This window comes from Stenotrophomonas indicatrix, assembly GCA_041545745.1.
Taxonomy (GTDB): Bacteria; Pseudomonadota; Gammaproteobacteria; order Xanthomonadales; family Xanthomonadaceae; genus Stenotrophomonas; species Stenotrophomonas indicatrix_A.
The window spans coordinates 4602199-4620485 of record CP168152.1; the positions used below are offsets into that span (position 1 = coordinate 4602199).

12 protein-coding genes are annotated in these 18287 nt (G+C 68.8%); 6 read left to right on the forward strand and 6 right to left on the reverse strand.

Translation table 11 applies throughout. The features are described from left to right. The 3 genes from ACEF39_RS20940 to folE all read right to left on the reverse strand — a co-directional run bounded on the left by ACEF39_RS20940 (position 1) and on the right by folE (position 2879). Entirely contained in the window at positions 1 to 702 is a 702-nt protein-coding gene (locus ACEF39_RS20940) for a DUF4194 domain-containing protein (RefSeq protein ID WP_191078332.1), read from the reverse strand. Further along, positions 689 to 2158: a DUF3375 domain-containing protein gene (locus tag ACEF39_RS20945; RefSeq protein ID WP_089241983.1), complete on the reverse strand. Its 1470-nt coding sequence runs from the start codon at positions 2156 to 2158 to the stop codon at positions 689 to 691. Before ACEF39_RS20945 ends, ACEF39_RS20940 begins: the two co-directional genes overlap by 14 nt. A gap of 109 nt (positions 2159 to 2267) precedes the next feature. Continuing rightward, on the reverse strand, positions 2268 to 2879 hold the full coding sequence (folE, locus tag ACEF39_RS20950) for a GTP cyclohydrolase I FolE (protein WP_089241981.1): 612 nt from the start codon (positions 2877 to 2879) through the stop codon (positions 2268 to 2270). Positions 2880 to 3473: 594 nt separating this feature from the next. Here folE and ACEF39_RS20955 point away from each other — a divergent pair. The 6 genes from ACEF39_RS20955 (at position 3474) to ACEF39_RS20980 (ending at position 9150) form a co-directional block, all read left to right on the forward strand. Next, positions 3474 to 3929 (forward strand): MarR family winged helix-turn-helix transcriptional regulator, encoded by a 456-nt coding sequence (locus ACEF39_RS20955; RefSeq protein ID WP_089241977.1) that lies wholly within the window; start codon positions 3474 to 3476, stop codon positions 3927 to 3929. 108 nt (positions 3930 to 4037) lie between these two features. Continuing rightward, positions 4038 to 4247 carry a DUF1656 domain-containing protein gene (locus ACEF39_RS20960; protein ID WP_025875651.1) on the forward strand — a complete coding sequence of 70 codons (210 nt, stop codon included), beginning with the start codon at positions 4038 to 4040 and terminating at the stop codon, positions 4245 to 4247. Beyond that, entirely contained in the window at positions 4244 to 5161 is a 918-nt protein-coding gene (locus ACEF39_RS20965; protein ID WP_500286469.1) for an efflux RND transporter periplasmic adaptor subunit, read from the forward strand. The genes ACEF39_RS20960 and ACEF39_RS20965 overlap by 4 nt, the downstream gene beginning before the upstream one ends. After that, complete coding sequence (locus ACEF39_RS20970; RefSeq protein ID WP_500286470.1) at positions 5158 to 6618, forward strand: efflux transporter outer membrane subunit; 1461 nt, start codon at positions 5158 to 5160, stop codon at positions 6616 to 6618. The genes ACEF39_RS20965 and ACEF39_RS20970 overlap by 4 nt, the downstream gene beginning before the upstream one ends. A gap of 3 nt (positions 6619 to 6621) precedes the next feature. Next, on the forward strand, positions 6622 to 8661 hold the full coding sequence (locus ACEF39_RS20975; protein ID WP_313251379.1) for an FUSC family protein: 2040 nt from the start codon (positions 6622 to 6624) through the stop codon (positions 8659 to 8661). Positions 8662 to 8754: 93 nt separating this feature from the next. Further along, entirely contained in the window at positions 8755 to 9150 is a 396-nt protein-coding gene (locus ACEF39_RS20980; protein WP_500286471.1) for a hypothetical protein, read from the forward strand. 174 nt (positions 9151 to 9324) lie between these two features. Here the strand turns inward: ACEF39_RS20980 and recD are convergent, their stop codons facing one another. From recD to recC, 3 genes are read right to left on the reverse strand one after another with little or no spacing between them, the layout of a single operon-like run. Continuing rightward, positions 9325 to 11205 (reverse strand): exodeoxyribonuclease V subunit alpha, encoded by a 1881-nt coding sequence (recD, locus tag ACEF39_RS20985; RefSeq protein ID WP_500286472.1) that lies wholly within the window; start codon positions 11203 to 11205, stop codon positions 9325 to 9327. Next, positions 11202 to 14876, reverse strand: coding sequence for an exodeoxyribonuclease V subunit beta (gene recB / locus ACEF39_RS20990; RefSeq protein WP_500286473.1), 3675 nt, complete (start codon positions 14874 to 14876; stop codon positions 11202 to 11204). Before recB ends, recD begins: the two co-directional genes overlap by 4 nt. Beyond that, positions 14873 to 18214 carry an exodeoxyribonuclease V subunit gamma gene (gene recC, locus ACEF39_RS20995; protein ID WP_500286474.1) on the reverse strand — a complete coding sequence of 1114 codons (3342 nt, stop codon included), beginning with the start codon at positions 18212 to 18214 and terminating at the stop codon, positions 14873 to 14875. The genes recB and recC overlap by 4 nt, the downstream gene beginning before the upstream one ends. Positions 18215 to 18287: the final 73 nt, after the last annotated feature.

Genomic DNA, 18287 nt, shown 5'->3' on the forward strand with positions numbered 1-18287 from the left:
TCAGGCTTCAGCGGCCGGGGTTTCGCGCAGCTGGCGGTAAACCGCCGACAGCTGGGATACGTCTTCGGCGGAGAACAGCAGCTTCAACGCCGGCGAGACTTCGTGGCGGTCTTCCTGGCCGCCGAGGCGGGTCAGGATGTGGTTGTCCTTCATCTTCTGCACTGCCGAGGCGACACGGCGGTTGAAGCCGGCGCGGTCGGTGGACAGGTTCTTTTCGTAGATGGCCAGGGCTTCGGCCATTTCAGCATCGGCGACCACGGCGCGGTTGCCACGCGCATCGGCTTCGCCCAGCTGCTGGCGCAGGTACAGCAGCAGCACCGAATCGATGAAGGTCAGCGGCGAGGTGCGCAGCAGTACCGGTGCATCGACATCTTCGGTGTCGGCCTGGCGGGTGAACGCCACGCCACTGTCACGGTCGAGCACCAGTTCCAGGAACAGGTCCGACAGCGCCGAACGGATACCGGCTTCGCTGCGGATCAGTGCCGGCCACAGCTTGGCGTGGCGCAGCTGGTCGATGCTGGGGCCGATCAGCAGCTGGCACAGCGCGCGGCGCGCATCCAGCGGCAGGCGGCCGGTGTCGCCCATGTAGTAGACGTCGTTGCCGCGCCGGGGCTGGGCCACGGTCGCCACCGGCTCGGCCTCGTAAGCGTCTTCGGCCAGGTCGGCATGCGGTGCGTCGATGGGGTCTTCATGCCAGCTCATGGCGTCTCTCCTGGGTAAACCAAACCAGCGGGATGCGGGCACGACGGATCTGTCCGTCGCCACCTCGCCATTCGGCAAGCTCCTGTTCGCCGGCGATCACGCTGCCAAAGCGCGTGCCCAGCGAGAGGTAACCGATGACACTGCCCAACCCCTGCGGCGCTTCGCGCTGCGACAGGGCCTGAGCGATGCTGAGTTTCGGCTGCCTGTCGAGCAGGTCGTGCAGGTCGCGGCGCAGGGTGCGGAAATCGATTTCCGACGACGCCACCAGATCGCCCACGCTTTCCAGGCTGATGCTGGCCGCATCGTTGTATTCGACGTTGCCATCGACCTGGGCGCTGCGCGGGTCGTGCAGCTTCCACTGCGACCACGAGCGCAGGCGGCTGGTGGTCAGCTGCAGGTCGCGGCCGATGGCGCGCTGCGCCGGGAAGTCATCGCGCAGTGCCAATGCTTCGGACTGCGCCTGTTTCAACAGTTGGTTGAGGCGGCGCTGTTCCAGGTAGCCACGGCTCTGCACGAAACCGCGCAGGCTGCGCGCGAAGTTCTGCAGCACGTCATGTACCTGGCCACCACGCTCAAGCATGGTGCTGGTGAAGCCGCGCAGGAAATTGCGCTCGTTGCGATCCAGCCGACGGGCGAAGCCACGGGCCAGCAGCGTCTCCAGCGCAGCATCGAGCTGGGCGCTCTGTTCGGCGTCGTTGAGCAGGCGCCAGAACGCCTGGAAACTACGACCCGCGTCGCTCTCGCCAATCACGTCCACGCCTTCAAAGAGCTTGGACAGCACGTCGCCGCGCTCGCCCTCGTCATCGATGATGCGTTCGCGGAAATCACGATTGAGCTGTTCGAAGTCGTCGCGCACGCGGCGGAAGTCTTCGGTCAGTTCGTCGGCCAGGCCGATGATCTGCCGCGTACGTTCCAGCGCGCGCTTGCCATCCAGCGCGGTCACACGGCCGGCGCCGACACGGGCGATCTCGGCATCGATGCGGTCGCGCTCGTCGCGCAGTGCGGACAGGCGTGCGTCCGGATCGGCCTCGGTCTGCGCGGCCAGCTGCGAGAGCTGTTCGATCACCAATGCCAGACGGCTCTCGGTGGCGGCCACACGGGCCTGCTCCATGCTGTCGGCGAAGCGGATCGCCTGCAGCGCCTGGGTCGAGAGCTCGTACTGCTCCTGGTCGGCGCCTTCAGGCAGCCGGCGTTCCAGCCAGCCCTGCGCCAACCAATGGGCGACGTAGGCCTGCGCGGTTCGCGGCAGCTCGCGCGACAGCTCGTCACCGTTGAGCTGGTCCAGCGCGCGCTGCAGGCGCTCGTTGAGGACCGATGCAGGCAACGTGCGATCGCCGTCCATCAGCAGGCCCTGCAGCAGGCCGATGATTTCCGGTGCGTGGTCGGCGGCGAGCAGCTTCCATTGCGGCTGTTCGCGCAGGTGGCGGTAACGGGTGATGCGTTCGCGGTGCTTCATGCAGCGAGATCGGTCCGAAGGGCGCGGCGGCCAGCGCGCGCGCGCAGGCGCGGCGCAGGCACGGCGAAAGCAGCGGCCACGTGGGGCCGCCACCGGGAGGCGACGGCGCTCAGCGCTTGCCGCCCACTTCGATGAAGCGCAGGAACTCGGCGCGGGTGCGGGCGTCTTCGCGGAAGCTGCCCAGCATCTTCGAGGTGACCATGCTGACACCACGCTTGTGGATGCCGCGGGTGGTCATGCACTCATGGGCGCCTTCGACGACGACGCCGACACCGACCGGCTGCAGCACATCCTGGATGCACTGGGCGATCTGCGCGGTCATCTTTTCCTGCACCTGGAAGCGGCGGGCGTAGGCTTCGACCACGCGTGCCAGCTTGCTGATGCCCACCACCTTGCCGGCCGGCAGGTAGCCGACGTGCACGCGGCCGATGATCGGCGCCATGTGGTGCTCGCAGTGGCTTTCGTATTCGATGTCGCGCAGGACGATCAGCTCGTCGTAGCCGGCCACTTCCTCGAAGGTGCGTTCCATGTAGGCGCGCGGGTCGTCGCGGTAGCCGCTGAACCAGTCGCCATAGGCTTCAGCCACGCGGCGCGGGGTATCCAGCAGGCCTTCGCGGGTGGGGTCCTCACCGGCCCAGCGCAGCAGGGTGCGCACGGCATCCTCGGCCTGGACCTGGGTCACATCGCCCTGCGGGGCGGCCTTTTCGTTGTTCTTGCTCATTGCATACAGCGCCCGAACGGGGGGCGAGCATCGTACCCGACCGGGGGGTGGGTCGTCCTCTGGGGACGGTTCATCGGGAGATCCCCTGCGGCGCCTCATGGCTGCTGAGCGAGAGGCGGAGGGGCAGGCAGGGCAGGACACGCCGCAAGTACGTCGTTGTAGGCTCGGCCACGGCATCCATGCCGTGGACGGTCCTGCCCTGCCTGCCCCTCCGCCTCTCCGACGGTTTCCTGCGGGCGCGGCCGGACCGCCCGAAAGCGGGGGTCAAAAGCTGGGTTCATGGCTGCGGAGACTGCGCGGGTTGCAGCTTTGGTGGGTGCGGACCTTGGTCCGCACTGCTTCTGCCTTTAGAGCCAACCCTCCGCGCTCGCGGGGTGATGGGTGGGCGGCGGAGGGCCGGGCGGGGCAGGGCCGTGAGGCGCATGGATGCGCCGATCGAGCTTACATGGACGTACTTGCAGCGTGCCCTGCCCCGTCCGGCCCTCCGCCACCCCAACCGATAACCAGCAGGCGCAACGCTTTCCTCACTACACCCCACCCATTCAGTAAAACCTATTGATAGGAATGAAATTAGTAGTATCCTATCTATTACTTATGGACCGACCCCTCGACGAGCGCACCGTGCTGCAGATGCAGCTCAGCTCCGGCCTGCTGTACGCAGGGCGGCAGTGGCAGCGCCTGGCCGACAGCCGGTTGGGCAGCTACGGCATCTCCACCGCTTGCACCATGCCGCTGTTGATGATCGGCCGCTCCGGCGGTGGCATCCGCCAGGTTGCGCTGGCCCAGCAGCTGGGCATGGAAGGCCCGTCGCTGGTGCGCCTGCTGGACAAGCTCTGCGCCAGTGGGCTGGTCCGCCGCGAATGCGATGCCAGCGACCGCCGCGCCAACCTGCTGTGGCTGACCGAGGAAGGCCAGGCGTTGGTGCGCGAACTGGAAGACCAGTTGATCGGCCTGCGCCAGGACGTGTTCGGCGAGCTTTCCACGGATGAACTGCACGCCGTACTGAAGGCGTGGCGCCTGCTGGCCGAGGCCGCCGACCGCATCACGTAAGCCCGCTGTCCGTGAACACCGCCGCTGCCGTGCATGCGCCAGCGGCTTCAGCCCGTTGCCGTTGTTCTGTTCCACCTCCCCTTCCCCATACCGCCCCCGCCCCTTCCGATGCCCGGTGAATTCAGTCTCCACGGAGTGTTCGTCCCGACCCTGCTCGGGTTGATGGTGTTGGCCTACTTGGTCAACAGCGGCCTGCACGCGCTGCTGCAGCGTGCCGGCGCCTATCGCCATGTCTGGCATCCGGCGCTGTTCAACCTGGCGCTGTACGGAATCGTGCTGGGCCTGCTGTTCCACCTCCTGCGTTGGATGCAATCGTGAACAAGATCGTGAAGAAGACCCTGCCGGTGCTGCTTACCTGCGCAGCCGTGATCGTCGCCCTGCTGGTGCTGCGCCAGCTGTGGGTCTACTACATGGATGAGCCGTGGACCCGCGACGCCCACGTCGGCGCCGACGTGGTGCAGGTGGCGCCGGATGTGTCCGGCCTGGTCGAAACGGTGCAGGTGGCCGACAACCAGGCAGTGAAAAAGGGCGACCTGCTGTTCGTGATCGATCGCGCGCGCTATCGCATCGCGCTGGAGCAGAGCCGCGCCAGCCTGGCCGAGCGCCAGGCATCGGTCGCGCAGCTGCGCCGCGAGATCGGCCGCGACCGCAGCCTGCAGGATCTGGTTGCCGCCGAGGATGCCGAAGTGCGCCGGGCCAAGCTGCAGGCTGCGCAGGCCGCACTGGCCACTGCGCAGGCCGCGGTTGACCTGGCCGAACTCAACCTGGCCCGCACCGAAGTGCGCGCGCCGGCTGATGGCCGGGTCAACGACCGCACCATGCGCGTGGGCGACTACGTGGTGGCCGGCAAGCCGGTGCTGGCGCTGCTGGATACCGGTTCGTTCCGCATCGATGGCTACTTCGAGGAAACCCGCTTGCGCGGCGTGGCCCCGGGGCAGCGCGTGGACATCCGCCTGATGGGCGAAGACACCCCTCTGCACGGCCATGTCGAAAGCATCGCCGCCGGCATCGAGGATCGCTACCGCAGCAACGGCAGCACCCTGCTGCCGAACGTGACCCCGGCCTTCGACTGGGTGCGGCTGGCGCAGCGCATTCCGGTGCGCATCGCCATCGACGAGGTGCCTGCCGGGGTGGAGCTGATCGCCGGGCGCACCGCCACGGTGACCGTGGACACCGGCCGCCACGTGCAGAACAAGAAGGCCGGCGGCGCGCCGACACAGGCGGGCCTGTGAACACCGCCCTGCCCCGCCTTGGCCTGATCGTCGCCCTGGCCAGCTTGGCCGCGTGCAAGACCGTCGGCCCGGACTACGCATTGCCGGAAGGCTCGGCGTTCAAGCGCCCGCAGGCAAATGCGGCCTTCATCGACACCCGGAATCCGCAGGTGGCCGCCAACCAGGCGCTGCCGGCGCGCTGGTGGTCGCTGTACAACGACCCGGTGCTGGATGGGCTGATCACCCAGGCGCTGCGCGACAACGTCGAACTGAAGGCCGCCGATGCGCACCTGCGCCGCGCTGCTGCGGTGTACGAGCAGGCGATGGACGCCGGTGGCTTCGAGTACGAGGCCGAAGCCGGGGTCAGCCGCGCGCAGTTGTCGGCCGAGTCCTTCCTGCAGGAGCACGAGCTGCCGGTAATCAACCTGGCCGACGGCAAGTTCGCGGTCAGCTACCAGTTCGACCTGTTCGGCAAGCTCAAGCGCGGCGCCGAAGCGGCGCGCGCCGACGAACAGTCGGTGGCCGCTGCACGTGACCTGGCCCAGGTGAGCGTGGTGGCCGAGGTGGCCGACAGCTACCTGGAGATCTGCCACGCCAACCATGAGCTGCATGTCGCCGAGCATTCCCTGCAGCTGCAGCAGCGCAGCCGCTCGGTCACCCAGCGGTTGATCAGCGCAGGCCGCGGCACGCCGCCGGAACTGGCCCGCGCCAATGCCCAGGTCGCACTGCTGGAGGCGGCATTGCCTCCGCTGCACGCGCAGCGTTCTGCCGCCGCCTATTCGCTGGCGGCACTGCTTGGGCAGACGCCGGGCCAGCTGCCGGCCGGGGTGATCGATTGCGCGCATGCACCGACCCTCGCCCAGCCGCTTCCGGTCGGTGATGGCCGCGCGCTGCTGCAGCGCCGCCCCGACATCCGCCAGGCCGAACGCAAGCTGGCCTCGGCCACCGCGCGGATTGGTGTCGCCACCGCCGAGCTGTACCCGGACATCCGCCTCGGTGCCTCGGTCGGCGCCGCCGGCCTGCTGGAAGACTTCGGCCAGCCGATGACCCAGCAGTGGTCGTTCGGCCCGCTGATCTCGTGGACGCTGCCGTCCTCGGGCACGCATGCACGCATCCACGCCGCCGAGGCTGGCGCCGATGCCGCGTTGGCCGAGTTCGACCATGCCGTGCTGCAGGCACTGCGCGAAACACAGACCGCACTGGACCGCTATGCGCAGGATCTGCGTCGCCTGCAGTCGTTGAAGGTGGCGCAGGAGCAGGCCGCGCTGGCCGCAGAGCAGAACCGCCGCTTGTACCAGGGTGGCCGCACGCCGTACCTGTCCAGCCTGGATGCCGACCGCAGCCTGGCCAGCAGCGATGCGACCCTGGCCGCGGCCGAAGCACAGGTCTCGCGCGACCAGATCCACCTGTTCCTGGTACTGGGCGGTGGCTGGCAGGACAACGCCACTGCCACGGCTTCACCGACGACGGCGAGGTAAGCGATGAACGGGCTGACCGACCGCCAGGCCTGGCTGTTCTCGATCAAGACCTACCTGGCGGCGATCGTCGCGCTGTACATCGCCATGGCCGGCAACCTGTCGCGTCCGTACTGGGCGATGGGCACGGTGTACATCGTCAGCCAGCCGCTGCTGGGCCCGACCCGGGCCAAGGGCGTGTACCGCATCCTCGGCACCCTGGCCGCCGGTCTGGCCACCCTGCTGATGTTGCCCGCCCTGGTGGAAACGCCGCTGGTGCTGAGCGCGGCGATGTCGATCTGGCTGGCCGGCTGCCTGTTCCTGGCCCTGCTCAACCGTGGCCCACGTGGCTACGCGTTCCTGCTGGCCGGCTACACCACTGCATTCATCGGTTTCCCCGCGGTGACCTCGCCGGAGACCATCTTCGACACCGTGGTGGCGCGCAGCGAGGAGATCATCCTCGGTACGGTGGTAGCGGTGCTGTTCGCCTCGCTGCTGTTCCCGGCCTCGGTGCGGCCGATGCTGGGCGCGCGCATCGGCAACTGGATGGAGGACGCGGCGCAGTGGTGCCGGCAGATCCTCGAGCGCGGCCGTGCGCATGCCCCGCGCAACCGGCTGGCCGCCGACCTGGTGCAGTTCGAGGCACTGATCGAGTTCCTGCGCCGAGATGACCCACGCCATGCCGGCGCGGCCGTATCGATGGAGCGCCTGCGCGAACGCATGCTGTTGCTGCTGCCGGTGCTGTCATCGATCGCCGACCGCCTGAGCGCGCTGCGCAGTGATGGACAGACCCTGCCGGAAGGCCTGCCGACGCTGGTCGATGACATCCATGACTGGATCGACACGCCGTCCAGTGCCAGCGACTACGCGCGCCTGCGCGCACGCATCAGTGCGCTGAAGCCACAGGTGGACCGCGATCTGCAGCACCTGCAGCTGGCCAGCCTGCTGCTGCGCCTGGAGGAGCTGGTGGACCTGTGGCAGGACTGCCGCACCCTGCAGCACGCGATCGACCAGGGCACCGCGCCGCTGGACCGTGCGCACTACCGCATCCGCACCGAACGCACCGCCACCGACAAGCACGTCGACTACGGCATGGCACTGTTCTCCGCGCTCAGCGCCGGCGTGGCGCTGATGAGCTACTGCGTGCTGTGGATCGGCCTGGGCTGGGAGGGCGGTGGCAACGGCGCGATGATGGCCGCGGTGACCGCCGCCTTCTTTGCTGCACAGGATGACCCGGCGCCGAGCATGGTCTCGTTCCTGGTGTGGGCGATGGTGGCGTCGCTGGTGGCCGGCGTGTACCTGTTCGGCGTGTTCCCCGCCGTGCACGACTTCGGCCTGCTGGCGCTGGTGCTGGCGGTGGTGTTCCTGCCGTTGGGCCTGCTGCTGCACCACCCGAAGAGCGCGCTGTTCGCGCTGCCGCTGACGGTCAACCTGGCCGCACTGCTGAGCCTGCAGAACACCTACAGTGCCAACGTGCAGACCTTCGCCAACTCGTCGATCGCGATGTTCATCGGCATTGGCTTTGCGGTGGTGATGACCCGGCTGTTCCGCTCGGTGGGTGCCGAATGGACCGCGCGCCGGCTGGTACGGCAGGGCTGGACCACGCTGGCCGAAGCGGCCGAGGGCCGTGGCCAGCAGGACCGGCAACGCTTCGCCGCGCGCATGCTGGACCTGCTCGGCCTGCTGGCACCGCGCCTGGCGGCGACCCCGGAAGGCAGCGACATCGCGTCGGTGGACATGCTCAACGAGGCGCGCATCGGCCTGAACATCCTGCAGCTGCGCCGGGCGCGGCTGGAGCTGCCGGAGCGCAGCCGCGAGGCGGTCGAGCACATCCTGGAGGAAGTGGCCGTGCACTATCGTCGGCAGATCGCCGCGCGCAAGCCGATTGTGGCGGCCGAGGCGCTGCGCGAACGGCTGGACACCTCGTTGGGCCGGGTCGGCAGCGTGGCCGCCTGCAAGGCGCGCGACGAGGCGCTGATGGGCCTGGTCGGCCTGCGGTTCGCGCTGTTCCCGGAAGCAAAGGCGTTGGCGCCGGGACTGCTGGCAGCCGAGGGGCCGCAGCCGTAGCACGCTACCCTGTGCACCGATAGACCCCGCTCCGGGGTCGGATCCTTCGCCTCGAGCGAGGGCTCTGACCCCTGCGCTGCACAGGACGGTTCAATGAGTTACGACATGATGGTGTTCGAGGCCAGCGTCGCCCCGCGTGAAGCGGCGGCGTTCATCGCCTGGTTCGAGAAGCAGGCGCAGTGGGGCGAGCGCCACGAGTACGACGATCCGGCGGTCAGCAGCCCGGCGCTGCAGGCATGGTTCGCGGAGATGGCGGCGGTCTTTCCGCCGCTGAACGGCCCGCTGAGCAGCGACGATGACGATCGCGCCGAAGTGACCGAGTACAGCATCGGCCGCGATGTGATCTATGGCGCGTTCGCGTATCCGGTGGCCGAGCGCGCGCATGGGCTGGTGCAGGACCTGGCCGAGAAGCACGGCGTTGGGTTCTTCGATGTGAGTGCTGACGAAGCGGCGATCGTGTATCCGGATGGGCTGGTGTTGATCGCGTAGATCCACGCCATGCGTGGATGAACCCCGAAACGATCGAAGCACGCTTTTGTAGAGTCGAGCCCTGCTCGACTGCTTCTGGCTAGCGATCCCAGAAGGGCAAATGCGACAGAGGCGCCGCCGAGACCTCGATGGGGTCAGAGCCCTTTCCCGTTGGGAAAGGGATCCGACCCATGATCAGAACAATTGGCCCTGCACCGTGGGTTGTTCGATACACGTTGGTTCGTCGGACACCTCTTCCGCGCCCAGCCGCCAGGCCAGGCCACCCAGACGGCTGGCATGTCGTTTCAATGCCGCCTGCAGCACGTCCGCGCTGCCCGCCACATGCAGCACTTGGCGGGCACGGGTCAGACCGGTGTAGACCAGCTCGCGCGAGAGCACGCGGCTGTCCTGCCGTGGCAGCTGCAGCCACACTTCGTCGAACTCCGAGCCCTGCGCCTTGTGCACGGTCATGGCGAAGGCGCTCTCGTGTGCAGGCAACGCTGCCGGGTGGAAGGCGCGCGGCTGGTCGGCGGCCTCGCCGGGGAACCAGGCCACCATCGCGCCGCTGCCATCGCGCAGGCAGATGCCGATATCGCCGTTGAACAGGCGGTGGCGGTAGCTGTTTTCGGTGATCAGCAGCAGCCGGCCCTGGAAGTAGCCCGGGGTGTTGCCGGCCAGCAGCTGTTCGATGCGGCTGTTGAGGCCACGCGCACCCTGCGGGCCTTCGCGCAGTGCGGTCAGCACACGCAGGCGGCCAGCCTGCTGCAGCGCCTGCGCCGGATCCACTGCGTCGGCCAGCGCGCGCCAATGATCGAGCAGATGCTCGCGCTGGCCGCGCAACGGATCTGCCTCGCCTTCATGGAAGCGGACGCCGGCCAGTTCGCCACTGCGCAGCAGGCGCAGGGCGGTGCCGCTGTCACCGCCGCGCACGGCCTGCGCCAGCGGTGCCAGGTCCAGTGCATCACTCTGCCGGTAGCCCCGCTGCAACTGCACACGGCGGCCAGCGAACGCCCGCGGTGCTGCCTGTGGCTGCAGCGTGGCCGCTGCCAGCAGGCCATGCAGCGCCTGCGCATCGTCGGCACGGGTGCCGATGCCATCGCCGCTGGCGCGCAGGATGGCGCTGAGCACATCGCCGGCTTCCACCGATGGCAGCTGGTCGGGATCGCCGAGCAGGATCAGGCGGGTGCCGCTGGCGATCGCGTCGACCAGCTTGGCCATCAGCGGCAGGTCGATCATCGAGGCTTCGTCGACCACCACCACGTCCACCGGCAACGGGTTGTCGGCGTGATGGCGGAAGCGCGGTGAATCGGGAATCACCCCCAGCAGGCGATGCAGGGTGGTGCCTGTGCTGGGCAGCGCGGTGCACAGCGCCGGATCCAGCCCTTGCTCCTGCAGCCGCTGTACGGCCAAACGCAGGCTTTCGGCCATGCGCTCGGCAGCGCGGCCGGTGGGTGCAGCCAACGCTACCTTCGGCACGGGCAGGCCCTGGTGCAGCGCCTGTGCCGCCAACAGCAGCAGCAGGCGGGCGATGGTGGTGGTCTTGCCGGTACCAGGGCCACCAGTGACCAGGGCCAACGGGTGGCGCAGGGTCACGCCGGCGGCGCGTGCTTGCTGGTCTTCGCTGGTGGCGGCCTGCGGGAACAGGCGCGCGAACAGGGGCGCCACGGCAGCCATGTCCGGTGCGGGCAGCGGATGGCGGCCGATGCGCTGCAGGCCGACCGCCAGCTGCCGCTCGTACTCGCGGTAACGGCGCAGGTACAGCAGGCTGTTCTCCAGCACCAGCGGCGCTTCCTCTGCGGCGACGCTGGCGTCCTGCGGCGTCGCTACCCAAGGCGAGGCCTGCAGTTGTGCCAGCCACTGCGCAGGCTCAGGCCATGCTGGTACGCCGTCGATCAGGCGCTGTGGCTGGCGTGGATCGAAGCCAGCGTGCCCCTGCGCCACGGCCAGCGAGGCCAGTGCGGCCGCCAACGCCACGTCGTCCGGCGTGTCCTCGCGCAGGCGCTTGAGGCTGGTGGCCAGGGCGTGGTCCAGGGTACGCAGCTGGCCACTGCGATGCAGATCGCGCAGCAGGCTCATGCGATTTCTCCGCGCGCGCGCGCCGCCATAGCGGCCTGGGCCGCTTCGCCGCCGGCAAACAAGGCATCCAGCGCATCCACCAATGCCGGTGCGAAGCGCTGCACGTGCACGCCGTTGCCGGCAACGTCCAGGCCCCGGCAGAACAGATAACGGATACCGCCCATGTCGCGCGCGTAGTCGTAGGCCGCGCCCAGGCGGAAACGCAGCCAGCGATGCAGTGCGACGGTGTAGATCAGCGCTTGCAGGTCGTACTCGCTGTGGCGCATGGCGATCTCCAGCAGGTCCGGGCTGTAGCCCGGCAACCGGTTGGATTTGTAGTCCAGCACATACCAGCAGCCATCACGCACGTAGGTCAGATCGATCTTGCCGGTCATCAGGCCTTCCAGCCTTCTGCGCAGGCCGAAGCCGCGCCGCGCGCTGGAAATACCGTGGTCGTGCAGCAGTTGCAGCAGCACCGGTACTGCGGTCGGTTCGATGGCGAAGTGGAACTCGATCTCGGCGCGACGCTCGTGCTCGGGCACGCTGCACAGCGCACCGCCTTCGGGCAGCGGCACGGTGAGGGTATGGCCCACCAGCGGCACCAGCACCGCCACACCATCGTCCAGATCCTCGTCGGCATAGCCTTCGTCGTGCAGCGAGCGGCGCAGTACCTCGGCCTGTCCTTCCGGTGCCGGTTGCTGCGGCTGCCAGCCGCTCCACAGTGCGAAGTCGACGTTCTCCAGCGCATCGTGCAGGACGTTGCCGAAGCGGCTGCCCATGAAGCGTGGATCCGGCGGCGCCATGTCTTCTGCAGCGGCTTCCGGCAATGCCGGTTCCAGCGGCAGCTCGGCACCGGCGGGTTCGTCGGCGGCCGGTGCCGGCAGTTCGGTGGCCGCCGCTTCGATATCGTCCCCGTTGCCCGCGTCGGCATGTGCCAGCTGGGTGAAACTGTAGACCCACCAGTCATGGGGCACACGGCGGGTCAATGCACGCACCGCGGGCAGCTCACCTTCGGTTTCGGCCAGCAGCTGCGGCAGGCGGCCCGGCAACGCGCTGTCATCCAGCTCCACGTCCGCATGCGCGCGCAGCACCTGCAGATCGCCCAGCAACGGGGCCAGGCGGGTTTTCGCGTGGCCAGCCAGATCGCCGGTGGCGATCCACAGCGCATGCTCGGCGCGGGTCAGGCCGACGTACAGCAGGCGCGCGTCTTCTGCACGCTGTTCGCGCTCGCGCTGGCTGCTGGCCGCTTCCCAGGCTTCGTCCTTGTCCAGCTTCCAGTGCAGCTGACGCTCGCCCTGCAGGTGCACGGTGCAGTGGGTAGCGGTGTTCGGCGCGCCGCCATCGATACCCACGAACGGCAGGAACACCAGCGGGTATTCCAGGCCCTTGCTCTTGTGCAGGGTGATGATCTGCACCCGCCGCGCATCGGACTCCAACCGCAGCAGCTGCTGCTCATCGTCCTGGTCGGCGTTGACCATCTGCCCCTGCAGCCAGTCCAGCAGGCCGTGCATGCCCAGTGCCTGCGCCGAGGCTTCCTGCAGCAGTTCGCCCAGCTGCAGGTAATTGGTCAGGCGCCGCTCGCCATCGATCAGCGCCAACAGGCGCTCGCCCTGCGCGGCGCAGACATCGGCTACCACCGCGAACGGGCCACCACGCTGCCAGCGCTCGCGCCAGTGCAGCAGCTGGGTCTGGAACCCGCGCTGCAGGTCACCCTCGCGCTCCATGCTGGCAATCGCGCTTGCGCGCTGCCCCAGCAGCACCGTTGCCAATGCAGTGCGCAGGCGTCCTTCGTCGGCCGGTTGCAGCAGGGCCAGCAGCAGCGCACGCAGGTCGCGGGCCTCGCTGGTGGCAAACAGGCTCTGCTTGCCGGCCGCCACCGCGGGAATGCCAACTGCGGCCAGTGCACGCTGCACCAGCGTGGCTTCGCGATGCGAGCGTACCAGCACGGCGATATCGCCGGGTTGCACCGGGCGCCCACGCAGCAGCGCGGTGCCGGCACGCGCCTCCAGCAGGATCTGGTGGATCGCGGCCACGCAGGCCTGGGTTGCCGCGTCGCGCGACGCATCGGCGCCGAGAGCTTTTTCACCCTCGCTGCGCAACAGCCGCAGGGTGAGGGCAGGTGCGGCCCGGCAATCACGCAGGTAATCCTCATCGGCACGCACGCCACCCGGGCGCACCGGTTCGAACTGGATGTCGCGTTCGAGGAATGCGTCTTCGCCAGCGTTGGCGTACAGCGCCTGCAGCGCGCGCAGCACGGCCGGGCGCGAGCGGAAGTTCTGGTCCAGCGCCGGTGCCTGCTCGGCCACCTGCTTGGCTTTCAGGTAGGTATGGATGTCGCCGCCGCGGAAGCCATAGATGGCCTGTTTGGGGTCGCCGATCAGGAACAGCGCCGGCTGCAGCCCCAATTCGTCCACCTCCGGCGAGGCGCCGAACACGGTATGGAAGATGCCCCACTGGCGATCATCGGTATCCTGGAATTCATCGACCAGGGCGATGCGGTACTGCGCACGCAGCTGCTTCACCAGGTCCAGCCGCTGCGGGCCTTCCAACGCGCGGGCCACACCGTCGATCAGATCGTCGTAGGTCTGCACGCGGCGCAGGCGTTTCAGGGCCGCCAGGCGCTGGGTGGCATCCTCGCGCAGCGCATGCAGGAAGTTCAGCGCACTGGCCCGCAACCACTGTTCGCGCTGGGCCAGCAGTGCCACGTAGCGCTGCAGCGGTGCCTGCAGCGGCGAGGACGGCGTGCGCTCGGCGAACTTCTTGTTGGTCTTGGCCACCAGCGCATCGGGCAGCAGCGCCGGCAAGCGGTCGCTGGACAGCAGTTCGGCTGCGTCGCCGCGCTCGGCCCAGCCCAACAGCTGGCGGCCCAGCGGGTGCAGCCAGCCCAGCTTGTAGGAAACGCCGTTGATCCACTTGTTGTCGACCGCTTCGCACAGGTCCAGGAAGAAGCGCTCACCGTGCTCGCGCACGGCCATCGACAGTTCCGCCGCCGCACCCTGCAGCGCCGGGCGCGGATCGTCCACGGCCAGCGGCTGCAGTGGGGGGTGCAGCGGTGGCGGTGCCAGCAGCGCGCGCAGGTCAGCCGCCAGCGCATCCGGGTGGGACCACAACCAGGTCAGCGGTTCCAGCGTTGCCGGGTCGTTGGCATGCACACGCCAGAGATCGGCCGCCAGCTCTTCCAGCAGCTCGCGATCGCTGGCCAGCAGCTCGGGCGGGTCGAAGGTATGCCCGCTCTCCAGCGCATGTTCGCGCAGCACACGGGTGCAGAATCCGTGGATGGTGAAGATCGCCGCCAGGTCGATTTCATCGGCAGCCACCTGCAGGCGCCGCTTCAACGCCTTGGCGCTTTCCGTGCCGTCCTGCAGATGGCGTTGCAGCACCTGCCGGGTCAGCGCCGCGTCGGGTGTTTCATCGTCGCCTGGCGGCAGATCGACCAGGCGTGCGGCCAGGGCCAGGCGCTCGCGGATGCGCTTGCGCAGTTCCTGGGTGGCGGCGTCAGTGAAGGTCACCGCCAGGATCTGGCCGATACGCAGGCCCTGTTCGACCACCAGACGGGTGAACAGCGTCGCCAGGGTAAAGGTCTTGCCGGTGCCGGCACTGGCTTCGATCAGTCGCGTGCCGTGCAGCGGCAACGCCAGGTAAGGGTCGGGGCAATGCGTGTTGATGAAAGGGCCCTCGGCAACACTGCTCATGCGTGGCCTGCCTGTGGATCATTGCCGAAGCTGCGCCCTTCGCGCACGGCGCTGAAGACCACCTGGCTGTTGCGCAGCAGATCGGCGTAGCTGGCGTCGTCGGCAAATGGATCGGCGCCACGCAGCAGCAGCTGCCAGGCATCACTGTTGGCTTCACCCCAGCTGCGATCGCTGCCATGCCACTGTTTCCAGCCTTCGCTGCGCTGCTTTTCCACCGGCGCGTTGAACAGCACCCAGCCGGTGTAGGGCGCGAACCGTAGCGGCTCGCGCAGGCCGCGCTGGCGCAGCTGCAGCAGCGCGCGCAATGCCGCGCGGGCTGCAGGTACGGTCAGCGCAGGCAAGACATGCGGACCGGGGCCGGCATCTCCGCTATCGTGGAACTGCACCAGCGGCAAAGCATCGCCGGCGGCGTTGGCCAACAGCCAGTCCAGCCCTTGGCGGATCACCGCGTTGCCGTTGAGGGCGCCAGCGCGCAGGCGCACCAGGCCCTCGGGATGGCGATCGCCCACCCGCCCATGCAGGCGCACACCGTCGATCTCCACTTCATAGCGGCGACTTTCCAGCGGCGTGCCCTGCAACCAGCCGAGCATGGCCGTGGCGTACGGGCGGGTCTTCAGCTGTTCCACTTCGAACTGGCGCTCGCCGAGGATGCCCGACGGCAGCAGCCCGCGTGCGCGCAGCCGCGGGTACAGCGGCTCGCTGTCTCCGGCCAGGGTGGCCTGCACCACGGCCAGCTGCACACTGCGCTTCTCCGGCCCACGCGAGGACAGCACCAGCGGCTCCAGGTCGTCGACGTCCTCGACGTCGTCGGCCAGGCGCAGTCCCAGCGACTGTGCGAGGAACTGGCCGGCCGGATCGCACAGGAAACGACGCAGGCTCTCCAGCGAGACCTCTTCTTCCACCGCGTCATCCGCCGGTGGCGGCAGTGCGGCGTCGAACCACGGCAGCAGGCCGCCGCGCTGGCCGCCCAGTCGCCCGGCAGCCGGATGCCACTGCCGGCGATAGCTGAAGCGGCGCGGGTCGCCATCACCGAAGGCGGCCGGCGAGAACGGCTGCAGCGCGTGGCGCACGGTGAAATCGCGCGTGGCGGTCGACGGATCGAGGTGATAGGCCGCGGCAGCGTCGATCAGTTCGCTGACCAGCACCGAGGGTTCGCGCACGCTGCCATCGCGCGGGTCCGCGCCGAGATAGCTGAGGTAGAACACGTCCTGGGCGGCAGCAAACAGCTGCAGGAACAGGAAGCGATCGTCTTCGCGGGTGGAGCGGTCGCCGGGACGGCGGCGCGGCGTATCCAGTTCGGCGGTGAGCTGGTTGAGGCCGGCGGCCGGGTCACGACGCGGGAAATCACCATCGTTGAGGCCGAGCACGCAGATCACCCGGAACGGCAGCAGGCGCATCGGCACCATGCGGCCGAAGCTGATACCACCGGTCAACAGCGGCGCGCGCGTATCGGCCTCGGCCAGTGCACCGGCGAAGTGCGCACGCACCACCTCCGGCGGCACGCCGTCGGCGAACCCGGCCTTGTACGCATCCTCGGCGAACTGGTTGAGCAGCTTGCGCAGGCGCTCCAGCGCGCGCTGACTGTTGGGCGAGCTGGGCGGTGTCGGCAGCAGGGCATCGAGCAGCGACAGCAGGCGCTGCCGCCACTGTGCCGGGGTCAACAGCTCGCCGAGCCGGCGCTGGTAGACGGCCAGCACGCGCAGCAGGCGCAGCAGCCGGTCCAGCGCATCCAGCGCCCCGCCTTCCAGTTCGATCCACGGCGCCACCCCGGCCAGGTCCACCTCACTGCCGGTGGCGTGGCCCAGCAGCAGGCGATCCAGCGCGAACTGCCAGGTATAGGCGTCATCGCTGGGGGCCTGCAGCTGGTCGCGATGCTGGGCATCCAGGCCCCAGCGGGCGCCCGCCTGCTGCAGCCAGCCATGCAGTCGGTCGAAGTCCACCGCTTCCAGACCGGCGGCCTCGGCCAGTGGTGCACTGGCCAGCAGATCCAGCACCTCGTTCAGGCCGAAGCGCGAAATCGGCAGGCCAAGCAGGTGCACGAACACGTCGGCCAGCGGCTCGCCGGCCAACGGACTGCTGTCGGCCAGCGCATAGGGAATGTGTTCGTCCTCGCCCCCCCGTCCGCCGAACACCGCTTCCAGGTAGGGCACATACGGATCGATGTCCGGCGCCAGCACGGCGATCTCGCGCGCCTGCAACGGCGGGTCGAAGCGCGGGTCCTGCAGCAGGCTGCGCAGCTGGTCGTGCAGCACCTGCAGCTCGCGCAGGCGGGTGTGGCAGGCGTGCACCTGCAGGCTCGGGTCGTCGCTGCGCAGGCCATCGCGCAATTCCCCGGAAGGCAATGCACGACGGTGGAACAGGTCGCGCTGCAGGCGATGCAGCAGGCTGTCGGACAGCCCGCCCTGGTCCATGGTCGGGCGCGTATCTTCCTCGGGGTCGGAGTAGGCCGCGATCTCGCCGGCCGGATGCACCACTTCATAGCTGCCCAGCACCGCCATGAAATCGCGGCCGGCCGCACCCCACGCTTCCAGAAGGCGGTTCTCGCCGGCGGCCTCGCCGAACGGGTCCGGCGCGCCGCTGCGCAGGCGCTCTGCCAGGGTCTGCAGGTCGCCCCAGTAGGACTGCACCGGGGTGGGCAGATAGAAATGCAGTTCGCCCACCCGCGACTGGGTGGCCATCACCCGCAGTACGTCGGGCGAGATGTTGAGCGTGGCAAACGCCGACATCCGCGGCGGCAGGCCCTTCGGCAGCGGCTGGCCGGCGCCCTCGAAGCGGTCCAGATAGGCCTGGATGCGGCGCGCGCGGTAACCATGGCCTGCGGCGATGCTGCGCCACAGGATGGCCTGCGGATCGGCGGCGTCGGCGCCGGCTTCCCAGCGCAGCAGCCAGTCGCGGCGCCAGGCCTGGTACTTCTCGAACACCGAGGCCAGTTCGCCGGCCAGGGCCCAGGGTTTCAGCGCGTCACCACCGGCAAGATAGGACTGCAGCGCACGCATGGGGGGCTGCGCCAACAGGTGCGGGTCGCGCAGGGCCTGGTACAGGCGCCAATGCAGGGCGGCCGCGTCCAGGTCGTCGGCTTCGCCCTCGACATTGGCGTTCAATGCACGGGCAACGAACTCACCGGGGGTGAGGAATTCCAGGTTGGCGGCCACGCCATACTCCGCAGCCAGGGTCGCCTGCAGCCAGCGCCGCATCGCTACCTGCGGGATCAGCACCACCTCGGGCGCCAGCAGCGGCTGTCCCGGCACCGGCACACGCACGTTGCGCGCCAGCAGGGCAGCCAGCACGTCCAGCGAATTGGAATGGTAGAGGCGGAAATCGCTGCCCGGGTCACTCATCGTGCACAGTGTGCAGCACACCCGGCCGTATTCAATGCCGGGGCACGGTGATCGCGACGGATTGTTCCGGCCG